Origin of the sequence: Streptomyces sp. PsTaAH-124 (genome assembly GCF_000373685.1) — a bacterium.
Taxonomy (GTDB): domain Bacteria; phylum Actinomycetota; class Actinomycetes; order Streptomycetales; family Streptomycetaceae; genus Streptomyces; species Streptomyces andamanensis.
In genome coordinates, this window is the sequence record NZ_KB892165.1 from 207209 (window position 1) to 226555 (window position 19347).

Below are 19347 nucleotides of genomic sequence, written 5' to 3' on the forward strand. Positions count from 1 at the left end.
TGCCGGGCGCCCCGGGTCAGGCGAGCGGGCGGAGATCCACTCGACAGGGTGACACCGGCCCGCGGCCGTACGGGGTGCTCACCCCGGACCGCCGCGCGCGAGCGCCCCGCCGGGCGCCGTCGGTCCGACGCCGGGCGGGGCGGGTGTGCCGCGTCAGCCGGCCAGTCCGAACGGCAGCTCGGGGTGGGCCTCGGCGATCTCGATCAGCCGGTTGTACTTGGCGACGCGCTCCCCGCGGGCCGGGGCACCGGACTTGAGCTGGCCGCAGCCGGTGCCGACGGCCAGGTCGGCGATGAAGGCGTCCTCGGTCTCGCCCGAGCGGTGGGACACCATCTGCGTGTACCCGGCCTCCCGGCAGATCCGCATCGCCTCCAGGGTCTCGGTGACGGTGCCGATCTGATTCACCTTGATGAGCGAGGAGTTGGCGATCTTCCGGCCGATCGCCTCGGTGAGGATGGCCGGGTCGGTGACGAAGATGTCGTCGCCCATGATCTGCGTCCCGTGGCCCAGGCGGGCGGTCAGCCGGACCCAGCCGTCCCAGTCGTCCTCGGCCAGGCCGTCCTCGATCGACCAGACCGGGAAGCGGTCGACGATCTCCTCGTAGCGGTCGATGAGGCGGTCCGTGCTCAGGTGCTCCCCCGCGACCCGGTAGCCGTCGCCGTCGCGGAACTCGCTGGCCGCCGGGTCCAGGGCGATGGCCACTCCGTCCCGGCCGGGGGCGTGGCCCGCGTCGCCGATCGCCTCGGTGAGCAGCCGCAGGACGTCCTCGGGCCGGTCGACGGCGGGGGCGAAGCCGCCCTCGTCGCCCAGCCCGGTGGTGTGCCCTTCCGCGGCGAGCCGGGCCTTGAGCCGCCCGTAGATCTCCGCTCCGGCCCGCACCGCCTCGGGCAGGCTCGGCGCGCCGAGCGGGGCGAGCATGAACTCCTGGAAGTCGAGCGCGTTCGCGGCGTGGGCGCCGCCGTTGACGACGTTGAAGTGCGGCACCGGCAGCCGCGGGGTGGTGCCCGCGACCCGGGCGAGGTGCTGCCACAGCTCCCGCCCGGCGAGGGCGGCCTCGGCGCGCCAGGCGGCGAGGGAGACCCCGACGACGGCGTTGGCGCCGAGCCGGGACTTGGTGCCGGTGCCGTCCAGTTCGATCAGTGCCCGGTCGAGGTCGGCGGCCGAGTCGAAGGCGCGGCCGGTCAGGGCGCGGGCGATCTCGCCGTTGACGTGCCCGACCGCGGCCAGGACGCCCTGGCCCCGGTAGCGGGCCTCGTCCCCGTCGCGCAGTTCGACGGCCTCCCGGGTGCCGGTAGAGGCCCCGGAGGGCACACCGGCCCGGGTCCGGGTGCCGTCGTCGGTGGTGAGGGTGACGGCGAGGGTGGGGCGGGCGCGGGAGTCGAGGATCTCGACGGCGTGCAGCTCGGCGGGGCGCAGAGTCATGGGGGTCTTCCTCCGGGGTGCAGGGGTGGTGGACCGAGGGCGGGGCGCCGGGGTCAGTGGCCCTCGGCGGCCACCAGGTCGGCGCGGGCGGCGCTGCCGGGGTCCAGGTAGGTGCCGTGGCGTACGAGGGGACGCAGGTCGCCGTCGAAGTCGTGGCGCAGGGGTGCGCCGGTGGGGATGTCGAGCCGTTCCGCCTCGTCGCCGGTGAGGCGGTCCAGCACGGCCGCCAGCGCGCGCAGGGAGTTGCCGTGCGCGACGACCAGCACGGTGGCTCCGGTGCGCAGTTGGGGTACGAGGACGTCGGTCCAGTAGGGCACGACCCGGGTGATCATGTCGGCCAGGCTCTCCACGGCGGGCACCGCGTCGGGGCGCAGGGCCGCGTAGCGCGGGTCGGCGCGCAGCCGGGCCAGCGCGTCGGCGGGCAGCGGGGCGGGGCGGCCGTGCAGCGAGCGGCGCCAGTGCCGGTAGCGGCCGGCGCCCGCCTCCTGCCGGACCTCGTGCTTGAGGCGGCCGGTCAGGGCCCCGTACTGGCGCTCGTTCAGCCGCCAGCTGCGGCGTACGGGGATCCACAGCCGGTCCAGCGTGCCGAGGGCGAGGTCGGCGCTGTGCACGGAGCGGCGCAGCAGGGAGGTGTGGACGACGTCCGGCAGGAGCCCTTCGCGGGCGATCGACCGGGCCGCCCGGACGGTCTCGTCCTCGCCCCGGGCGGTGAGGGGCACGTCGGTCCAGCCGGTGAAGCGGCCTTCCGCGTTGGTGGTGCTCTGGCCGTGCCGCATGAGGACCAGGGTGCCCACCGGGCGGGCGCGCGGCTCAGTCACCGGTCGTTCCCGGGGTGGCCGCGGCCCGCTCCCGGGCGGCGCCGATCTCCGCGTACGCCTGCTCGCGGCCCTCCCAGTGGGAGCCCTCGACGGACTTGCCGGGTTCCAGGTCCTTGTAGACCTCGAAGAAGTGGGTGATCTCCAGGCGGTCGAACTCGGGGATGTCGTCGATGTCCCCGAGGGACGCGTAGCGCGGGTCGTGGGCGGGGACGCAGAGGATCTTCTCGTCCGGGCCGTGCTCGTCCTTCATGACGAACATGCCCACCGCCCGGCATTCGACGGCGCAGCCGGGAAAGGTCGGCTCGCCGGTGAGCACCAGCGCGTCCAGCGGGTCGCCGTCGCGGCCCAGGGTGCCCTCGATGTAGCCGTAGTCGGCCGGGTACCTGGTGGAGGTGAACAGCAGCCGGTCCAGCCGGATGCGGTGCAGTTCGTGGTCCATCTCGTACTTGTTGCGGGACCCCTGCGGGATCTCCACGGTCACATCGAACTCCACGGGAGCCTCCTGGCGACGGGAGCCGTCCTCATGGCACGGCTCAGCTGTTCTGCCAGGGACCGTCAGCGGCATGATGCCGCGGTTCGCGGTGAGCCCCATCACCGACGCGCTGGGCGCCTCCACAGTGTGCCCCATGGATCACCGGCGCGGGTATCCAGGGTACGCCGGACGGAGCAGCTCCGTGGGCGGAGCCCCGCGACGTACGCTGGACGTGCGGGAAGACCCGGGGAGGATGCCATGTCCGGCGCCGTCTCCAGCTCCCACGGGAGCGCGCACCTCACTGTCTCGGCGGGACTCTTCGCGCCCGCGTGGCTGCCGCCCGGCGGCCGGGGCAACGGTCTGCGGGCGGTGTCCTGGGCGCCGGTCGCCGACATCCCCGCGCGCCGGGTCGACGAGGTGCTCGACGCGCTGCGCGAGGCGGGGGTTCCCGCGCACGCGGCGCCCGCGCCCCGGCCGGTCCGGGTCGTGACGCCGGGCGAAGGCGCGCAGGGGACCGTGTGGCGGCTGCGGGTGGGCTCGCAGGCCTACGGGAGGGCCGAGGACGTGCTGATGCGGCTGCTGCGGTGAGCCGCCCGGTCCCGCGCGGCGCTCAGGCGATGTGGCGCACCTTGAGCAGCAGCGGGACCGCGGCCAGTTGCAGGGCGACGGAGAAGACCACCAGGCCGGTGACGGAGTGGTCGTAGAGGGCCCCGAGGGCGAGGCTGCCCGCGCACCAGCACAGGCCGAAGCCGGTGTCGAAGAGGCCGAAGGCGGAGGCCCGGCGGCCGGGGGCGGTCATGCCGGTGAGGGCGGCCCGGACCACGGACTCCTGGGCGGCCGTGCCCAGCCCCCACAGCACCACGCCGCACACGGCGGCCACCGGGCCGCCGAGGAAGACCAGCGGCGGGAAGCACGCCGTCAGCAGGGTCGCGCCCACCACCGTCCGCAGCCCCCACCGGTCGAACAGGCGGCCGAGGGTGAGCGCGGCGAGGGCCTCGGTGGCCATGGCGACGGCGTACAGGACGGGGATCCAGGGGGCGGCGACGACGTGCGCCCGGCCGAAGTGGTAGGCGATGAGCGGGTAGTCGGCGTAGGCGGCGGCGATCAGGCCCATGGCCGCCAGATAGGTCCAAAAGGCCCGGGGGGTGCCGTGTCTGCCGGGGACGTCCTCGCCGGTGTCCAGGCCGGACGGGTCGGGGTACTGCCGCCACGCGGCGGCCAGGACGAGCAAGGTGAGCGCGGCCGGTACGGCGAGCACGGCGAAGCCCGTGCGGTAGCCGCCGTGCAGCGCGAGCACACCGGCCACGACGAGCGGGCCGGTCATCGCGCCGGCCGCGTCCAGGGCCTCCCGTACGCCGAAGACCCGGCCGCGGCCCAGCTCGGCGGTGGCGTGGGCGAGCATCGCGTCCCGGGCGGGGGTGCGCAGGGCGCGTCCGGCGCGCTCGGCGGCGATCAGCACGGCGGCCACCGGCCAGTGCCCGGCCAGGGCGAGCAGCGGCACCGCGACCATCTGCACCAGGTAGCCGGCGGCGGTGATCGGCCAGTACCGGCCGGTGCGGTCGGCGGCCCGGCCGGACACGAACCGCAGTGCGTAGCCGAGGAGTTCGCCGGTGCCCGCGATCACGGAGACGGCGAGGGCACCGGCGCCGAGCGAGCCGAGGAAGGGCCCGGTGATGCCGCGCGCGCCCTCGTGGGCCATGTCGGAGAACAGGCTCACCACGCCGATGAGCAGCACGAAGCGCAGCGCGGTGCCGCCCGCCGGGCCGCGGCGACCGGCGCCGCTCACCGCTTCGGGTCCGCCGGTGGCTCCGGGGAGCCGTGCGCGAGCCCGCGGCCCGTGCTCCGGCCGGAGCCGTCCGCGCCGCCGTCCGGCGGGAGGCCGCCGGGGACGTCGGTGACGCGGCGGCGGCGCAGGCCCGCGTGGCGGGCCAGGGCGCGGGCGGCGCCGTGCAGGGTGCGGTAGCCACCGATCTCGTGGGCGGTGCCCGCGGGGACGGCGACCCAGCGGGCGCGGCGGCCGTCGCGGTGGTGGCGGGCGCGGCCGAGCGGCCGTCCGCCGATCGCGACGACCTGGATGACGAAGTGGCCGGGGAAGAGCGGGGTGCAGGCCAGGCGGCCGGTGCGGGCGAGCCGGCCGAGGGCCTGCTCCTCGCGCAGGTGCCACTCGGCGTTGACGACGGTGACGCGGGCCGTGCGCAGGGCCGCCACCGCCGCCCGGTCGAGGTCTGTCATGGCGCGGTGCTCCTGTCGGGCGTCAGCCGCGGACCAGCCGCCGGTGGGTGACCGGGTGCGGGCGGGCGGCCTCCTCGCCCAGCCGCTGCCGCTTGTTGGCCTCGTAGTCGGCGAAGTTGCCCTCGAACCAGAACCAGTGGGCGCCGCCCTCCCAGGCGAGCACATGGGTGGCGACGCGGTCCAGGAACCACCGGTCGTGCGCGGTGATCACGGCGCAGCCGGGGAAGGCGAGCAGCGCGTGCTCCAGCGAGGCCAGGGTCTCCACGTCGAGGTCGTTGGTCGGCTCGTCCAGCAGCAGCAGGTTGCCGCCCTGCTTGAGGGTGAGCGCCAGGTTGAGCCGGTTGCGCTCGCCGCCGGACATCAGGCCGACGGGCTTCTGCTGGTCGGCGCCCTTGAAGCCGAAGGTGGCGACATAGGCGCGCGAGGGCAGTTCCACACCGCCGACGCGCAGGTGCTCCTGGCCGCCGGAGACCGCCTCCCACACGCTGGCGGCCGGGTCGAGCCCGGCGCGGTCCTGGTCGGCGTAGGAGATGCGGACCGTGTCGCCCAGGCGCAGGGTGCCGCTGTCGGGCCGCTCCTCGCCGACGACCATCCTGAAGAGCGTCGTCTTGCCGACGCCGTTGGGGCCGATCACGCCGACGAGGCCGCCGCGCGGCAGCGAGAAGGACAGGTCCTCCATCAGCAGCCGGTCGCCGTGGCCCTTGGTGAGGTGGTCGGCCTCCAGGACGAGGCTGCCCAGGCGCGGGCCCGGCGGGATCCGGATCTCCTCGAAGTCCGGTTCGCGGCGGCGCGCGGCCTCGCTCGCCAGTTCCTCGTAGCGCTGCACGCGTGCCTTGGAGGCGGCCTGCCGGCCCTTGGCGCCCGCGCGCACCCAGGCCAGTTCCTCGGCGAGCCGCTTCTGCCGCTTGGCGTCCTTGCGGCCCTCCACCTGGAGGCGGGCGGCCTTGGTCTCCAGGTAGGTGGAGTAGTTCCCCTCGTAGGGGTGGATGCGGCCGCGGTCGATCTCCAGGATCCAGCGGGCGACGTTGTCCAGGAAGTACCGGTCGTGGGTGACCGCGACGACCGTGCCCGGGTAGTCGGCCAGGTGCTGTTCCAGCCAGGCCACGGACTCGGCGTCCAGGTGGTTGGTCGGCTCGTCCAGGAGCAGCAGGTCCGGCTGGGACAGCAGCAGCCGGCACAGCGCGACCCGGCGGCGCTCACCGCCCGACAGTCCGCGGACCGGGGTGCCGGACGGCGGGCAGCGCAGGGCGTCCATGGCCTGCTCCAGCCGGGAGTCGAGGTCCCAGGCGCCCGCGTGGTCCAGGGCCTCCTGGAGCGCGCCGAGTTCGTCCAGGAGGTCCTGTGCCTCCGGTCCTTCGGCCCGGCCGAGGCGCGCGGTGACCTCCTCGTAGCGGCGCAGCATGTCCCGGACGCCCGCGACGCCCTCCTCGACGTTGTCCCGGACGGTGGCCGTGTCGTCGAGCCGGGGCTCCTGCTCCAGGATGCCGACGCGGGTGTCCGGGGCCGGGGCCGCCTGCCCGCGCGCGGGCTGTTCGAGTCCCGCCATGATCCGCAGGAGGGTGGACTTGCCCATGCCGTTGGGGCCGACCACACCGATCTTGGCGCCGGGCCGGAACGAGAGGGTGACGTCGTCCAGGACGACCTTGTCGCCGTGGGCCATCCGCACGTTGCGCATCGTGTACGCGTACATCCGCGATGCCTCCGTAACCGGGCCGCCGGGGAGGCGGCCGTCGTTCACAGAGGCCATCAGCACGGGGTGTGCGGTCAAGGGCGAGCCTCATCGCCGTCTCCGTCCATGGTGCCCACAGCGGGCGCCCGCGCGCCAGCCCGAGCCGCCCGCACCCGGTGGCGACGGACGTCAGGTGGACATGGCAGGCATATCCGGCGGCCGGGCCGGGGAGAATGAACGTGCCGGGGCGATGGGGCTCGCCCGTGACCGCACGGACCGCCGTGCTGATGGCCTCTGCGTGGACCGCCGTACCACGGGAGGAGCCTGCGATGGAGATCATGGTCATGGTGGCGGCGACGGTCGGATCGCCGTTCGCACCGCACGACGGATCGGACGGACACGATGTGGCCGCCGCGGGCTCGACCCGCGTGACCGGCTACCCGGTCGGCGCCGGCCGGATCGACGACACCCTCACCGAGGACGGCGAGCCGACCGCCGTCCTGCTGCTGATGGAGGAACCGGCGCTGCCGGGCCGGACCGTGCGGGCCCGGCCGGTCGCGCTGGTGCACGCGCTCAGGGACGGCCGTCCGTGCCCGGAGCTGGTGTGCGTACCGGCGCACGACGCCAACTTCGCGGCCCTCACCGGCGTACGGGCGCTGCGTGCCTGGCACGCGGACGAGGGCACCCTCGCCACCGTGCTGCACCGGCTCGACCCGGCGCACCACTGGCGGGTCGAGGAGTGCGAAGGCCCCCCGGCCGCCGAGGAGTTCGTGACGGAGGCCCGGCAGGCGTACGCCCGTCTCACAGGCTGTCTGGAATAGGGCCGCCCGGCGGGACCGGGACACCGATGGCGGCGGCGGCCTTGACCGGCGCCGCCCGGACCGGTTCACTCGGACTCGGCGATGGATCCCGCCTGGGCCGTTCTCCGGCCCGAACCGCCCTCCTCCGGGCTGATGGTTCCTGACCGACGTCAGGACGCATGCCCTCGGGAGGTACGCACGTGGACGTTTCGCCGCCGTCCGTGCACGTTCACGGACCCACTCCCCCGCGCCTCCCGGAGCGCCGCCCGCGTCCGGGGCACCTGCCGGGTGCGGCGCGTCCGTCCGGCCCCGGCCGGGACGGAGCGGTGCGATGATCTGCTTCGACTGTCAGGAACTCGACGTCACGACGGTCGCCGTCGCCGTCTGCCGTACGTGCGGCGCGGGCATCTGCCGCGGCCACGGGCGGCCCACTCCGCAGACGCTGCACGACCTGACCGGGGCCGGTCTGGCCACCAAGCCGCGTGCCGCGCGGCGGATGGTGTGCCGCACCTGCCTCGCCGCGGAGCGCAGCGGGTGACCGGTTCCCGGCACCTGCCCCGACCGCCCTTCAGCGCGGGTCCCTCCGAGGCGCACACCCGCGCGCCCCGGTCGCGAGAAGGGCACCGGTGAGGGGTGCGCCGTGTCCTGACCGGCGCACCCCTCACCCCATCCTCACTTCATCCTCGTGCGGTCCGTCCGTCAGCCGCGCTCGCGCAGATACGCGTCCAGTTCGGCGGCCCCGGCCAGCAGCGCGCGCCCGCGTTCGCTGAGCCGGTCCCGCCAGTCGCACAGGGTGGCCTCCAGCGGTTCGGGGCCGCCCGCCGCGCGGACCCGTTCGATCAACGGCGCGATCTGCTCCAGCGGATGGCCGCCGCGTCTGAGCTGGTGCACCAGCCGGGCGTCGCGCACGGCGGCCTCGTCGTACACCCGGTAGCCGGTGCGCGGATCGCGGCGCGGGCGGACCAGTCCGGCGCGCTCCCACTTGCGCAGGGTCGCGGGCCGGATGCCGAGCTGCCCGGCCAGCGGGCCGATGAAGCCGCCCGAGGTCCCGGCCCGCGGACCGGAGTCCCCGGCCCGCGGGACGGAGGCGGGCACCGGTCCGGACCGGGGCACCGGGCCGGGACCGGGCGCGGCAGGTGATGTGAGGCCCCGGAGGGCCTGTTCGACCGCCTGGAGGGTCCGCCGGTCCTCCAGGAGCTGGGCGTGGCTCTCGTCGATCAGGCGCAGTGCCTCCTCCACCGCGCCCTCCCCGACCGCCCGCATCACCGCGGCCGCCGTGCGGTGGCCGTGGCCGGGCACCAGGGCGAGGAAGGTGCGCAGGGCGCGCGCGTGCAGCGGGGTGTAGGTGCGGTAGCCGTGCTCGGTGCGGGCGGCGGCCGGGAGGATGCCGGCCGCCTCGTAGTTCCTGACCGCCTGAGTGGACAGCCCGTGCGCTCGGGCCAGGTCGACCGGCCTGAGCCGCAGGCTGCTTCGCGGGCTGCTTTGAGGGTCGGACGCCATGATCCTGCCGTTTTCCGGGGCTTTTGAAGAGGGCGGTCGGGAAAAGTTTCCACCGAGGGTTCAACGATAGCGTTGAAGGCATGGCTACCGGTATCAGGAACACCGCCCATGCCGTGGACGCCGCCGCCGTGCTGCGGCTGCTCCCGTCCCGGCCCCGGATCCTCGCCCTGGGCGAGCCCACCCACGGCGAGGACGCGCTCCTCGCACCGCGCGACGCGCTGTTCCGGCAGCTCGTCGAGGAGGAGGGGTACCGCACCGTCGCGATCGAGAGCGACTGCCTGCGGGGCCTGGCCGTGGACGACTACGTCACCTGGGGCAGGGGCTCCCTGGACGAGGTGATGGAGCGCGGCTTCAGTCACGAGTGGTTCAACGTGTCGGCGCCCAACCGCGAACTGGTGCGCTGGATGCGGGAGTTCAACGAGGGGCGACCGCTGTCCGAGCGGGTGCGCTTCGCCGGGATCGACGGCCCGCTGGAGATGACCGGCGCCGAGAGCCCCCGGCACGCCCTGACCGCGCTGCACGCCTTTCTCGCCGCCCGGGTGGACGCCGGTCTGCTTCCGTGCGCCGCGCCGGAGCTGGACCGGCTGCTCGGCGCCGACGGCCGCTGGAGCGAACCGGCCGCGATGCGGGACCCGGCCCGGTCGGTGGGGCGCTCGGCCGAGGCCGCGCGGCTCCGGCTGATCGCCGACGACCTGGTGACGCTGCTCGACACCCAGACACCGCTGCTCATGGAGGCGGCCGCGCCACCGGAGCTGGAACGGGCGCGCCTGTACGGGCGTACCGCCACCGGGCTGCTGCGCTACCACTCCCGGACGGCCGACACCTCACCGGACCGGATGACCTGGCTGGTGGCCCTGCGGGACCGGATGATGGCGGCCAACCTGCTGGCCCTCGCCGAACGCGGCCCGGTGCTGGTCCACGCCCACAACGGCCACCTCCAGCGGGAGCTGAGCACCATACACATGGACGGCCGGCCGGTGCGGTGGTGGAGCGCGGGCGCGCTGGTGGGCGCCCGCCTGGGCGAGCGGTACGCGTTCCTGGCCACCGCCCTCGGCACGCTCCGCCACCGGGGTGTGGACGTCCCGCCGCCGGACACCCTCGAAGGGATCCTGTACGCCCTCCCGGGAGCCGACGGGCCCCGTGTCGTCGACGCGCGCGGCCTGGCGGACGCCCTCGCGGGCGGCACCCCGCCCGTCCCCCGGCAGTCGCCGTACCACGGCTACGCCCCGCTCGACCCGGCGCACCTGGCCCGGACCGACGGGATCGTGTTCGTGAAGGACGTCCCGGAGGCCGGACGGGCGCACACCTGACAGCAGGGCGCGGAGGAGGCCGCGCGGGCGCGGCGGGTGGTTCGGTCCTCGGCAGTCCTCGGCAGTCCTCGTTCAGTCCTCGGCCAGCAGGTCGAGGCCGCGGGCGGCCTTCAGGCCCAGTTCGGGCGCCGGCCACCTGCGGGCGCGGGCGGACCGGGACACGTCGCGCCACCACGGGAGCGCGGGCAGCTCACCGGCCGGTTCGAAGGGGCGGCCCGGGACGGGCAGGGCCAGAGCCTGGCCGACCGCGTCCGCCGCGGCCAGCGCCCACTCCGCCGGTTCCGACCAGGGGTGCAGGGCGAGGTTGAACGTCCCCCAGTGGATGGGCAGCATGACGCCCTCGGCCCGGCCCTGTTGCAGGTCGAGGTGGCTCTGCACGCCCTGGGTGGGGTTCATGTGGATGTCCGGCCAGGCGCCCGGCAGCGGCCCGGCGTCCGGCTGGTCCTCGGGCCAGAAGTCGGAGTACGCGCCGAGCTGGATCATCGTGGCGTCGAAGGGGCCGTGGTCGGCGCCGATGTCCCGGAAACCGTCGAAGTAGCCGGTGTCGCCGCTGTGGTAGACGCGGTGCTCGTCACCGGCGACGACCCAGGAGGCCCACAGGGTGTGCTGGGTGTTGCGCAGGCCGCGGCCGCAGAAGTGCCGGGCGGGGGTGGCGGTCAGGGTCAGTCCGCCGACCTTGGTGGCCTCGTGCCAGTCCAGTTCGCGCAGCCGGTCGGCGGAGACACCCCAGTGTTCGAGGTGGGCGCCGACGCCGAGCGGCACCGCGAAGAGGGTGTCCGTGGCGGCCAGTGCCTTGATGGTGGGCAGGTCCAGGTGGTCGTAGTGGTCGTGGGAGATGACCACCACGTCGACCGGGCCGAGCGCGGCCAGCGGCAGGGGCACCGGGTGCAGCCTGCGGGGGCCCGCGAAGGGGAACGGCGAGCAGCGCTCGCCCCACACCGGGTCGAAGAGCACCCGGTGCCCGTCGATCTCCACGAGCACACTGGAGTGCCCCAGCCAGGTCAGGCGCAGACCGCTGGCCGCGGGACGGGCCAGGTCGGCGAAGGTGGTGGCGTGCACCGGGATATTGCCCCGGGGCGAGCGCCGGACCCGCTCGTCCTTGTCGAAGTAGTGCTTGGCGAAGTCGAGCATCGAGCCCGAGGGCCGGATGCTCGCCGGGCCTCCCGGGTTCTGGAAGACGCCGTCCTTGAAGTGCGGGGAGCGGCGGATCCGCGCCATGCGCGCACCGCCGGGGTCCACGCCGAAGGCCTCGGGCCGCAGGGCGCTCAGCCCGGGAATCGAGGGACGGAAGCCGGCCACGTTACCTCCAGGTGGGGTCGCTCAGGTGGTCCATTATGAGGGGGCCGCCGCGCCGTTCCCGGGCCGCCCCGCGCCGTCCCCGGCGGGTGCCTGGCACAGATCTTGTCTGAGAGGCAAGACCCATTAGGGTGACTCGCGTGGCGAGAGTGCGGTTGAGCGTGGCGGAGCGGCGCGAGGAGTTGCTGCGGGCCGCCATCGGGCAGATCGAGGCGCGGGGTGTGGCGGCGGTGCGGATCGCCGACGTCGCCGCGGTCCTCGGGGTGAGCAACGCGCTGGTGCTCTACCACTTCTCGACCAAGGAGAACCTGGTGGCCGCCGCGTTCGCCCGCGCCGCCGAGGACGACCTGGCGCGGCTGCGCGCGCTGCTCGGACGGCGTACGACGGCGGTGCGCAGGCTGCGGGCGGCGGTGCGCTGGTACGCGCCGACGGGCAGCGCCAAGGGCTGGCGGCTGTGGATCGAGGGCTGGGCCGCCGCGGTGCGCGAACCCGCGCTGCGGGAGGTCACCCGGGACCTGGACCGGCGCTGGAAGGCATCGCTCACGGCGGTCGTGGCCGAGGGGGTGGCGGCGGGCGAGTTCCACTGCCCCGACCCGGCCGGTACGGCCCTGCGGCTGACGGCCTATCTGGACGGTCTCGCCGTACAGCTGACCTGCTACGGGGGCACGCTGTCCCGCACCCGGGCACTGGAGTGGGTCGACGACGCCCTGGCCCGCGAACTGGGCCTGGACCGGGAGGCGTTGACCGCCGCGGCCCGGTGAGCGCGCCCGATGCCCTGCCGGGCTCCGGTGGTGCGGGGGCCGGTGGCCGGGGCCCGCGCGCGGCGGGTCCCGGTCGGCCTGCCTCAGGCCACCGACGCGATCCGCGTCCTGATGTCGTCCGGGGACAGCGTCCCCTTGGCCGTCACGGCGTCCCCCGAGGACTCGCCCCGCAGACGGCGGCCGATCCACGGGACCAGGTACTCGCGGGCCCAGTGGACGTCGTCGCGGCGGACCTCCAGCGTGCCGCGCGGCGGCAGCGGGGGCCAGGGCTGGTCCGGGTCGGCCGGTACGTCGACGCCGAGGACCTGTCCGGCGCGCAGCGCGACGCGGGTATGCCCCTCGGGCGAGAGGTGCAGCCGGTCGTGGTCCCAGGCCCGCCGGTCCTGGACGGTCCTGAGCGACCACAGGTCGAGCACGGGGCAGCCGTAGCGGTCGGCGACGGCGCGCACATGCCCGTTGTACGTGGCGATCTTGCCGCGCAGGTGTTTGAGCAGGGGTACGCCGCGGGTGTCGAAGCCGGTGGTGACCAGGACGGTGCCGGCCGCCCCGGTGAGCCGGGCGACCGCCTTCTCGAACCGTTCGGCCACGTCGTCCGGGTCGGTGCCGGGCCGGATGATGTCGTTGCCGCCCGCGCAGAAGGAGATCAGGTCGGGGGCGTGTGAGGCCGCCCGCGGCACCTGGTCCGCCACGATCTGGTCGAGCAGTTTTCCGCGCACGGCGAGGTTGGTGTACCGGAAGTCGCCCTCGGGTCGCCGGTCGGCGAGCAGCACGGCGAGCCGGTCGGCCCAGCCGACGAACGCTCCGTCGGGTCCGGGGTCTCCGACGCCCTCGGTGAAGCTGTCCCCCACCGCCACGTACGACCCGATCACTGATCTGCTGTCACTCTTCGAATCGTCTGCCACGTCGGCCCATGATTCACCTTCCGATGTGACTTACGCGACCGTAGGCAGGGGTTGACGGTCGGTGAGAAAGGCCACTTCGACATCATCGCCGAGCCGGGAATACACCCGCCCGCACCAGGCGGTACGCGGCTCTGCCGCCCCGGGAGGGCATGTCGTATCGTCGGGACCGCGCCCGCCGACGAGCCGTGAAGGCGGGGCGGACAGGGAGGAGCCCCCGTGACGCAGCAGGTGCCGTCGACCGAGCCGGAGCTGACCGGAGTCCGCAACTTCCGCGACGTGGGCGGGCTGCCGACCGTGGACGGGCGGCGGGTGCGGCACGGGGTGCTGTTCCGCAGCGGCCACCTGGCGCACGCCACCGAGCAGGACACCGCCTTCCTCGCCTCGCTGGGCCTGCACACCGTCTTCGACTTCCGCAACGCGGCCGACCAGAAGCTCGAAGGGCCGGACGTCGCGCTGCCCGGGGTGCGCAATGTCAACCTGCCGCTGAGCGACCCCGCCGACGGCACCGAGTTCTGGAAGATGGTCCGCGACGGCGACCTGGACCAGTTGCGCGCGATCCTGGACGGCGGCAAGGGCGCGGACCGGATGATCGCCTCCTACCGCACCATGGTCACGGAGCGCACCGCCGAGCACTCCCAGGTGCTGCACGCACTCGCCGAGGACAGCGTCCCGGCCCTGATGCACTGCGCGGCGGGCAAGGACCGCGCCGGTCTCTCGATCGCCGTGACCCTGCTCGCGCTGGGCGTGGAGCGGGACGCGATCGTCGCGGACTACCTGGAGTCCAACGCCCTGCACCGCCGCTACAAGGTGCGCCGCAGCGGCACCTCGCCCGCGGCCCGCTCCCCCGAGGTGATGGAGCTGCTGAGCCCGCTGTTCGACGCGCGGGCGGAGTATCTGACCGCGGCCCTGGAGACCGCCGAGGAGACCTGGGGCGGGGTCGACGCCTATCTGGAGCGGGGACTCAGGCTCGCGCCGCCGGTCAGGGAGCGGCTGCGCGAGCGCCTGCTGGACTGAGCCCCGAGCCCGCCGCGTGCGGCGCCCGCCTCACTTGGCGCCGATCTCGAAGAGCAGCCAGATGAACGCGGCGAAGAGGTGTCCGACGGCGATGTAGATGATCAGCCGGACCCACAGGGCACGCGGGAACTTCTCCTCCATGTCGCTCATGGCATCTCTCCGGTGTGGGGGCCCAGGCACAGCGCGGCCGTGGGACTTTGCAGCAGGGTGTGGACGAAGAGCAGGTCGAGCCCGTCGGGGTCCTCGGCCGCGATGCGGTGCGGGGTCAGCGAGTCGAAGTGCGCGCTGTCGCCGGGGGCGAGCAGGTGGGTGCTGTCGCCCAGGCGCAGCCGCAGCCGGCCCTTGAGGACGTACAGCCACTCCTCGCCGGGGTGCACGCGTACGATGTCGCCCTGGGAGCCGTGCGGCACACGGACCCGCAGGGCCTGCATGCCGCGCCCGGGAGAGCCCGCCTGCCAGTAGGTCCAGCCACCGGCGGGGGTGGGCTCCATGTCCCCGGAGCGCACGACGGCGTCCCGGTCGGCGGCGCTCTCGCCGAGCAGTTCGGAGACGGTCGTACCGTAGACGCGGGCGAGCGACAGGAGCATCGGCAGCGAGGGCTGGCGCTGCCCGGTCTCCAGCCGGGAGAGATGGGCGGGCGACAGCCCGGCGGCGCGGGCGGCGACCTCCAGGGTGAGGGAGGCCCGGCGGCGCAGCGCGCGCAGTTGGGGCGCCACGGCGGGCAGGGTCTCGGCCTGCCCCTCCGGTGGCCCGGACTCGGGGGTGCTCATGCCTCCATTCAGCCGCAGGATTGCCCCTGGGGCAAATTTCTTGCCTCAGGGGCAAAACTGGGCTCGCGGGCAGGGCGCCGTGACGGCTACCGGTTGGCCACCGCCTGCTTGACCAGCGTCTTCCCGAAGTCCCACATCAGTCCGCCGCCGTGCGCGTCGTCCATCACCGCGGTGAAGGCGTCCACGAACCGGTCCACGTCCGCCTCGTCGATCACCAGCGGCGGGATCAGCTTGATCACCTCCAGATGGTCGCCGGAGACCTGGGTGAGGATCCGGTGGCGCTGGAGCAGCGGGACGACCACCATCTGCGCGAACAGGCCCTTGCGGGCCGCCTGGAGCATGGTCCAGCGTCCGCGCAGCTTCAGCGACTTCGGCCTGCCGAACTCGATGCCGATCATCAGGCCCCGGCCGCGGACGTCGGCGAGCAGCTCGTACTTGTCGGTGAGCGCCGCCAGCCGGGACTTCAGCAGGTCGCCCACGGTCCGCACATGAGCGACGGTCTGCTCGTTCTCCATGACCGACAGCACCGCGAGGGCCGCCGCCATGGCCTGCGCGTTGGAGCCGAAGCTCGCCGAGTGCACCAGCACCCGGTCGATCGAGGAGTAGACCTTCTTGAAGATCCAGTCCTTGCCGAGGGTCGCGCTCACCGGCACATAGCCACCGGAGAGGGCCTTGGCCACGCAGACCAGGTCCGGTTCGACACCGGCCTCGTGCTGGTAGGCGTAGAAGTCGCCGGTGCGGCCGAGGCCGGTCTGCACCTCGTCGGCGATGAGCAGGGCCTTGTGCCGGTGCAGCAGCTCCTGCGCGGCCCGCAGATAGCCCGGCGGGGTCTCGTGCACGCCCTTGCCCTGGACGGGCTCCACGATCAGGGCGGCCACGTCGCCCTTCTTCAGTTCGCGGGCGAGCGCGTCGAGGTCGCCGAGCGGGACGGCGGTGTCGGGCAGCAGCGGGGCGAAGCCGTCGCGGAAGCCCTCCTCGCCGTTCACGGAGAGCGAGCCGGTGGTCAGGCCGTGGAAGGAGTGCTCGCAGTAGAGGATGCGCTGTCTGCCGGTGGCGCGGCGGGCGAACTTGAGCGCGGTCTCGACCGCCTCGGTGCCGCTGTTGCCGAAGAACACCCGGTCCAGGTGCGGGCTGTGGGCGAGCAGCCGCTCCGCCAGCAGTCCGGGCAGCGGCTGGCAGTCGAAGCGGGTGAGGTCGGCGAGGTGGGCGTCCAGCACGTCGTGCAGGGCCTTGCGGACGACCGGATGGTGCCGGCCCAGGCCCATCACGCCGAACCCGGCGAGCATGTCCAGGTAGTCGTTGCCGTCGGCGTCCCAGAAGTGGGCGCCCTCGGCCCGTTCGTAGACCTTGTCGAAACCGATGGTGTGCAGCATGCGCGGCAGCTGGTGGTTCAGGTGCTTGCTGTGCAGCTCGTAGCGCTCGGCGCCGCGCTCGGCCAGCAGGGCGCCGAGGTCGAACTCCGTGGTCATTCGGTTTTCTCCTTGACTGCCATGACGGCCCCGGCCGGACCGGCGGCCTCGTCGGCCGCGGCGGGTTGCTGCGCGGGGACGGTCCCGGTCCGCTCCGGCCGGGCCCCGCCGCCGTCCCGGGCGGCCAGGCTCGCGCCGATCCGGCCGGCGATCTCCACCGGGGTCAGCCCGATGTCGGCCAGCACCTCACCGCGTTTGGCGTGTGCGAGGAACTGCTCCGGGACACCGAACCGCCGCACCGGTACGTCCACTTCGGCGTCGCCCAGGGCCAGGGCCACCGCGGAGCCGACCCCGGCGGCGCGGCTGTTGTCCTCGACCACGGCGACCAGCCGGTGCGCGGCGGCCAGCTCCGGCAGCGCCGGGTCGACGGGTTTGACCCAGCGGGGATCCACGACCGTGCAGCCGATGCCGCGCGCCTGGAGCAGCCCGGCGGCCTGGAGACACACCGGCGCCATCACGCCGACGGCCACCAGCAGCACCTCGGGCCGCTCCGCCCGGTGCAGGACGTCCATGCCGCCCACCCGGTCGACCGCCGGGATGTCCGGGCCCACGGACTCCTTGGGGAAGCGCACCAGTGTCGGCGCGTCGTCCACCGCGACGGCCTCGCGCAACTGGGCGCGCAACTGCCCGGCGTCGCGCGGCGCGGCGATCCTGAGGCCGGGCACGACCTGGAGGATCGACATGTCCCACATGCCGTTGTGGGAGGCGCCGTCGGTGCCGGTGACCCCGGCCCTGTCCAGGACGAAGGTGACCCCGCACCGGTGCAGGGCCACGTCCATCAGCACCTGGTCGAAGGCGCGGTTGAGGAAGGTGGCGTAGACGGCGACGACCGGGTGCAGTCCGCCGGTGGCCAGGCCCGCGGCGGAGACCGCCGCGTGCTGCTCGGCGATGCCGACGTCCCAGACCCGGTCCGGGAACCGCTCGGCGAACGCGCCGAGGCCCACCGGGTGCAGCATGGCCGCCGTGACGGCCACGACGTCCGCGCGCTCCTCGCCGATCCGGACGATCTCCTCGCCGAACACCGAGGTCCAGGAAGGACCGCCGGACGGGGCGAGGGGCGCGCAGGTGAGCGGGTCCATCGCGCCGACCGTGTGGAAGTGGTCCGCCTGGTCGGCCAGGGCGGGTTCGTAGCCGCGGCCCTTCTCGGTGAGGCAGTGCACGAGCACCGGGCCGCCGAAGCGCTTGGCGCGGCGCAGCGCCGACTCCAGGGCGCGCACGTCGTGGCCGTCGATCGGGCCGAGGTACTTCAGGCCCAGGTCCTCGAACATGCCCTGCGGCGCGAAGGCGTCCTTGAAGCCCTTCTTCGCGCCGTGCAGCGACTCGTAGAGGGTGCCGCCGACGACGGGGGTGCGCTGGAGCAGCTCCTTGCCCCAGGCGAGGAACTTCTCGTAGCCGTCGGTGGTGCGCAGGGTGGCCAGGTGGTTGGCGAGGCCGCCGATGGTGGGCGCGTAGGAGCGCTCGTTGTCGTTGACGACGATGATCAGGGGCCGGTCGCGGGCGGCGGCGATGTTGTTCAGCGCCTCCCAGGCCATGCCGCCGGTGAGCGCGCCGTCCCCGATGACGGCGACGACATGCCCCTTCTCCCCTTGCACGTCCCGGGCTTTGGCGAGGCCGTCGGCCCAGCCGAGCGCGGTCGAGGCGTGGCTGTTCTCGATGATGTCGTGCTCGGACTCCTCGCGGGAGGGGTAGCCGGACAGGCCGCCCTTGCCGCGCAGCTTGGAGAAGTCCTGACGTCCCGTCAGCAGCTTGTGCACATAGCTCTGGTGGCCGGTGTCCCACAGGATCCGGTCGGCCGGCGACTCGAAGACCCGGTGCAGAGCGACGGTGAGTTCCACCACCCCCAGGTTGGGCCCGAGGTGACCGCCGGTCCTGGCGACCGCGTGCACCAGGAAGTCGCGTATCTCACCGGACAGTTCGCCGAGTTCCGCCTCGGACAGCGCCTTCAGGTCGCGTGGTCCCCGGATCGTCTCCAGAATGGTCACGCTGGGCCCCCTCTCGGTCCGTGCCGTACGTCAACTCACCGTCACCGTGGGTGTTCCGGTGGCGGGTTCGCCGGAGGCCACGCCGTCCGCCTCCATCTGCTCGGCCAGCTTCATGGCCTCCTCGATCAGGGTCTCCACGATCTTCGACTCGGGCACCGTCTTGATGACCTCACCCTTCACGAAGATCTGCCCCTTCCCATTGCCCGACGCCACACCCAGATCAGCCTCACGCGCCTCCCCCGGACCATTGACGACACAGCCCATCACCGCGACCCGCAACGGCACCTCCATACCCGTCAGACCCGCCGTGACCTCCTCCGCCAGCTTGTACACATCCACCTGCGCCCGCCCGCACGACGGACACGACACGATCTCCAGACCCCGCTGCCTCAGATTCAACGACTCCAGGATCTGGATACCCACCTTCACCTCCTCCACCGGAGGCGCCGACAACGACACCCGGATCGTGTCCCCGATCCCCTGCGACAACAGCGCACCGAACGCCACCGCCGACTTGACCGTCCCCTGGAACGCCGGACCCGCCTCCGTCACNCCNAGNTGCANCGGATAGTCACACTGCTGCGCCAGCTGCCGGTACGCCTCGATCATCACGACCGGATCATTGTGCTTCACCGAGATCTTGATGTCCCGGAAACCATGCTCCTCGAACAGCGACGCCTCCCACAGCGCCGACTCCACCAGCGCCTCCGGCGTCGCCTTCCCGTACTTCTGCAACAACCGCCGGTCCAGCGACCCCGCGTTCACCCCGATCCGGANCGGNGTCCCATGATCCTTCGCCGCCCGCGCGATCTCCCGCACCTGATCGTCGAACTTCTTGATGTTCCCCGGATTCACCCGCACCGCCGCACACCCCGCCTCGATCGCGGCGAACACATACTTCGGCTGGAAATGAATGTCCGCGATCACCGG

Annotated in this window: 20 protein-coding genes and 3 riboswitches; of the genes, 6 read left to right on the forward strand and 14 right to left on the reverse strand. The window is 73.8% G+C overall.

Annotation, left to right across the window (positions count from 1 at the left end):
• Positions 1–153: 153 nt before the first annotated feature.
• Genes eno through B086_RS0112735 form a run of 3 tightly spaced genes read right to left on the reverse strand, consistent with a single transcriptional unit; the run spans position 154 to position 2733 of the window.
• A complete protein-coding gene (gene eno / locus B086_RS0112725; RefSeq protein WP_018566794.1) occupies positions 154–1422 on the reverse strand; it encodes a phosphopyruvate hydratase in 1269 nt (422 codons plus the stop codon).
• 53 nt (positions 1423–1475) lie between these two features.
• On the reverse strand, positions 1476–2198 hold the full coding sequence (locus B086_RS0112730; RefSeq protein WP_037873411.1) for a 2,3-bisphosphoglycerate-dependent phosphoglycerate mutase: 723 nt from the start codon (positions 2196–2198) through the stop codon (positions 1476–1478).
• Positions 2199–2232: 34 nt separating this feature from the next.
• On the reverse strand, positions 2233–2733 hold the full coding sequence (locus tag B086_RS0112735; RefSeq protein WP_018566796.1) for an inorganic diphosphatase: 501 nt from the start codon (positions 2731–2733) through the stop codon (positions 2233–2235).
• Between the two features lie 237 nt (positions 2734–2970).
• Here B086_RS0112735 and B086_RS0112740 point away from each other — a divergent pair, with 237 nt between their 5' ends.
• Complete coding sequence (locus tag B086_RS0112740) at positions 2971–3300, forward strand: hypothetical protein (protein ID WP_018566797.1); 330 nt, start codon at positions 2971–2973, stop codon at positions 3298–3300.
• 22 nt (positions 3301–3322) lie between these two features.
• On the opposite strand, the gene B086_RS39915 is transcribed toward B086_RS0112740, so the two are convergent.
• The 3 genes from B086_RS39915 to ettA are packed head-to-tail and all read right to left on the reverse strand — an operon-like array spanning position 3323 to position 6634.
• Positions 3323–4498: an MFS transporter gene (locus tag B086_RS39915; protein ID WP_018566798.1), complete on the reverse strand. Its 1176-nt coding sequence runs from the start codon at positions 4496–4498 to the stop codon at positions 3323–3325.
• Positions 4495–4944 (reverse strand): hypothetical protein, encoded by a 450-nt coding sequence (locus B086_RS39920; protein ID WP_018566799.1) that lies wholly within the window; start codon positions 4942–4944, stop codon positions 4495–4497. The genes B086_RS39915 and B086_RS39920 overlap by 4 nt, the downstream gene beginning before the upstream one ends.
• Positions 4945–4966: 22 nt before the next feature.
• Positions 4967–6634 (reverse strand): energy-dependent translational throttle protein EttA, encoded by a 1668-nt coding sequence (ettA, locus tag B086_RS0112755; protein WP_018566800.1) that lies wholly within the window; start codon positions 6632–6634, stop codon positions 4967–4969.
• Positions 6635–6674: 40 nt separating this feature from the next.
• Positions 6675–6738: riboswitch (Fluoride riboswitch) on the reverse strand.
• A 112-nt stretch (positions 6739–6850) separates the two neighbouring features.
• A riboswitch (Fluoride riboswitch) is annotated at positions 6851–6917 on the forward strand.
• Positions 6918–6942: 25 nt separating this feature from the next.
• On the opposite strand from ettA, the gene B086_RS0112760 reads away from it, so the two are divergent.
• Both B086_RS0112760 and B086_RS0112765 read left to right on the forward strand, forming a co-directional pair.
• Positions 6943–7434 (forward strand): inorganic diphosphatase, encoded by a 492-nt coding sequence (locus B086_RS0112760; RefSeq protein WP_018566801.1) that lies wholly within the window; start codon positions 6943–6945, stop codon positions 7432–7434.
• Between the two features lie 68 nt (positions 7435–7502).
• Positions 7503–7583, forward strand: a riboswitch (Fluoride riboswitch).
• Positions 7584–7744: 161 nt separating this feature from the next.
• A complete protein-coding gene (locus tag B086_RS0112765) occupies positions 7745–7951 on the forward strand; it encodes a DUF2180 family protein (protein WP_018566802.1) in 207 nt (68 codons plus the stop codon).
• Positions 7952–8112: 161 nt separating this feature from the next.
• Here B086_RS0112765 and B086_RS0112770 read toward each other — a convergent pair whose 3' ends face one another.
• On the reverse strand, positions 8113–8913 hold the full coding sequence (locus B086_RS0112770; protein WP_018566803.1) for a TioE family transcriptional regulator: 801 nt from the start codon (positions 8911–8913) through the stop codon (positions 8113–8115).
• A gap of 80 nt (positions 8914–8993) precedes the next feature.
• On the opposite strand from B086_RS0112770, the gene B086_RS0112775 reads away from it, so the two are divergent.
• Positions 8994–10223 (forward strand): erythromycin esterase family protein, encoded by a 1230-nt coding sequence (locus B086_RS0112775; protein ID WP_026252360.1) that lies wholly within the window; start codon positions 8994–8996, stop codon positions 10221–10223.
• Between the two features lie 72 nt (positions 10224–10295).
• On the opposite strand, the gene B086_RS0112780 is transcribed toward B086_RS0112775, so the two are convergent.
• Positions 10296–11522, reverse strand: a complete 1227-nt coding sequence (locus B086_RS0112780) for an MBL fold metallo-hydrolase (protein WP_018566805.1) — start codon at positions 11520–11522, stop codon at positions 10296–10298.
• A gap of 137 nt (positions 11523–11659) precedes the next feature.
• Here B086_RS0112780 and B086_RS0112785 point away from each other — a divergent pair, with 137 nt between their 5' ends.
• Positions 11660–12280 (forward strand): TetR/AcrR family transcriptional regulator, encoded by a 621-nt coding sequence (locus B086_RS0112785; RefSeq protein ID WP_199790745.1) that lies wholly within the window; start codon positions 11660–11662, stop codon positions 12278–12280.
• Between the two features lie 83 nt (positions 12281–12363).
• Here the strand turns inward: B086_RS0112785 and B086_RS0112790 are convergent, their stop codons facing one another.
• On the reverse strand, positions 12364–13149 hold the full coding sequence (locus B086_RS0112790; protein ID WP_018566807.1) for an SGNH/GDSL hydrolase family protein: 786 nt from the start codon (positions 13147–13149) through the stop codon (positions 12364–12366).
• A 249-nt stretch (positions 13150–13398) separates the two neighbouring features.
• Here B086_RS0112790 and B086_RS0112795 point away from each other — a divergent pair, with 249 nt between their 5' ends.
• Positions 13399–14196 carry a tyrosine-protein phosphatase gene (locus B086_RS0112795; RefSeq protein ID WP_018566808.1) on the forward strand — a complete coding sequence of 266 codons (798 nt, stop codon included), beginning with the start codon at positions 13399–13401 and terminating at the stop codon, positions 14194–14196.
• A 30-nt stretch (positions 14197–14226) separates the two neighbouring features.
• Here the strand turns inward: B086_RS0112795 and B086_RS39925 are convergent, their stop codons facing one another.
• The 5 genes from B086_RS39925 to ispG all read right to left on the reverse strand — a co-directional run.
• Positions 14227–14346, reverse strand: a complete 120-nt coding sequence (locus B086_RS39925) for a DUF6126 family protein (RefSeq protein ID WP_018566809.1) — start codon at positions 14344–14346, stop codon at positions 14227–14229.
• Positions 14343–14966 (reverse strand): helix-turn-helix domain-containing protein, encoded by a 624-nt coding sequence (locus B086_RS0112805; protein WP_018566810.1) that lies wholly within the window; start codon positions 14964–14966, stop codon positions 14343–14345. Before B086_RS0112805 ends, B086_RS39925 begins: the two co-directional genes overlap by 4 nt.
• A gap of 86 nt (positions 14967–15052) precedes the next feature.
• A complete protein-coding gene (locus B086_RS0112810; protein WP_018566811.1) occupies positions 15053–16435 on the reverse strand; it encodes an aspartate aminotransferase family protein in 1383 nt (460 codons plus the stop codon).
• Positions 16432–18417 carry a 1-deoxy-D-xylulose-5-phosphate synthase gene (dxs, locus tag B086_RS0112815; RefSeq protein WP_018566812.1) on the reverse strand — a complete coding sequence of 662 codons (1986 nt, stop codon included), beginning with the start codon at positions 18415–18417 and terminating at the stop codon, positions 16432–16434. Before dxs ends, B086_RS0112810 begins: the two co-directional genes overlap by 4 nt.
• Positions 18418–18447: 30 nt before the next feature.
• The coding region (gene ispG / locus B086_RS0112820) for a flavodoxin-dependent (E)-4-hydroxy-3-methylbut-2-enyl-diphosphate synthase (protein ID WP_026252361.1) at positions 18448–19347 on the reverse strand (900 nt) is incomplete at its 5' end.

Bases quoted from the DNA above. Each gene is read 5' to 3' on its own strand.
- eno (WP_018566794.1), bottom strand. From the start codon at position 1,422: ATGACTCTGCGCCCCGCCGAGCTGCACGCCGTCGAGATCCTCGACTCC.
- B086_RS0112730 (WP_037873411.1), bottom strand. From the start codon at position 2,198: ATGCGGCACGGCCAGAGCACCACCAACGCGGAAGGCCGCTTCACCGGC.
- B086_RS0112740 (WP_018566797.1), top strand. From the start codon at position 2,971: ATGTCCGGCGCCGTCTCCAGCTCCCACGGGAGCGCGCACCTCACTGTC.
- B086_RS39920 (WP_018566799.1), bottom strand. From the start codon at position 4,944: ATGACAGACCTCGACCGGGCGGCGGTGGCGGCCCTGCGCACGGCCCGC.
- ettA (WP_018566800.1), bottom strand. From the start codon at position 6,634: ATGTACGCGTACACGATGCGCAACGTGCGGATGGCCCACGGCGACAAG.
- B086_RS0112760 (WP_018566801.1), top strand. From the start codon at position 6,943: ATGGAGATCATGGTCATGGTGGCGGCGACGGTCGGATCGCCGTTCGCA.
- B086_RS0112765 (WP_018566802.1), top strand. From the start codon at position 7,745: ATGATCTGCTTCGACTGTCAGGAACTCGACGTCACGACGGTCGCCGTC.
- B086_RS0112770 (WP_018566803.1), bottom strand. From the start codon at position 8,913: ATGGCGTCCGACCCTCAAAGCAGCCCGCGAAGCAGCCTGCGGCTCAGG.
- B086_RS0112775 (WP_026252360.1), top strand. From the start codon at position 8,994: ATGGCTACCGGTATCAGGAACACCGCCCATGCCGTGGACGCCGCCGCC.
- B086_RS39925 (WP_018566809.1), bottom strand. From the start codon at position 14,346: ATGAGCGACATGGAGGAGAAGTTCCCGCGTGCCCTGTGGGTCCGGCTG.
- B086_RS0112805 (WP_018566810.1), bottom strand. From the start codon at position 14,966: ATGAGCACCCCCGAGTCCGGGCCACCGGAGGGGCAGGCCGAGACCCTG.
- B086_RS0112810 (WP_018566811.1), bottom strand. From the start codon at position 16,435: ATGACCACGGAGTTCGACCTCGGCGCCCTGCTGGCCGAGCGCGGCGCC.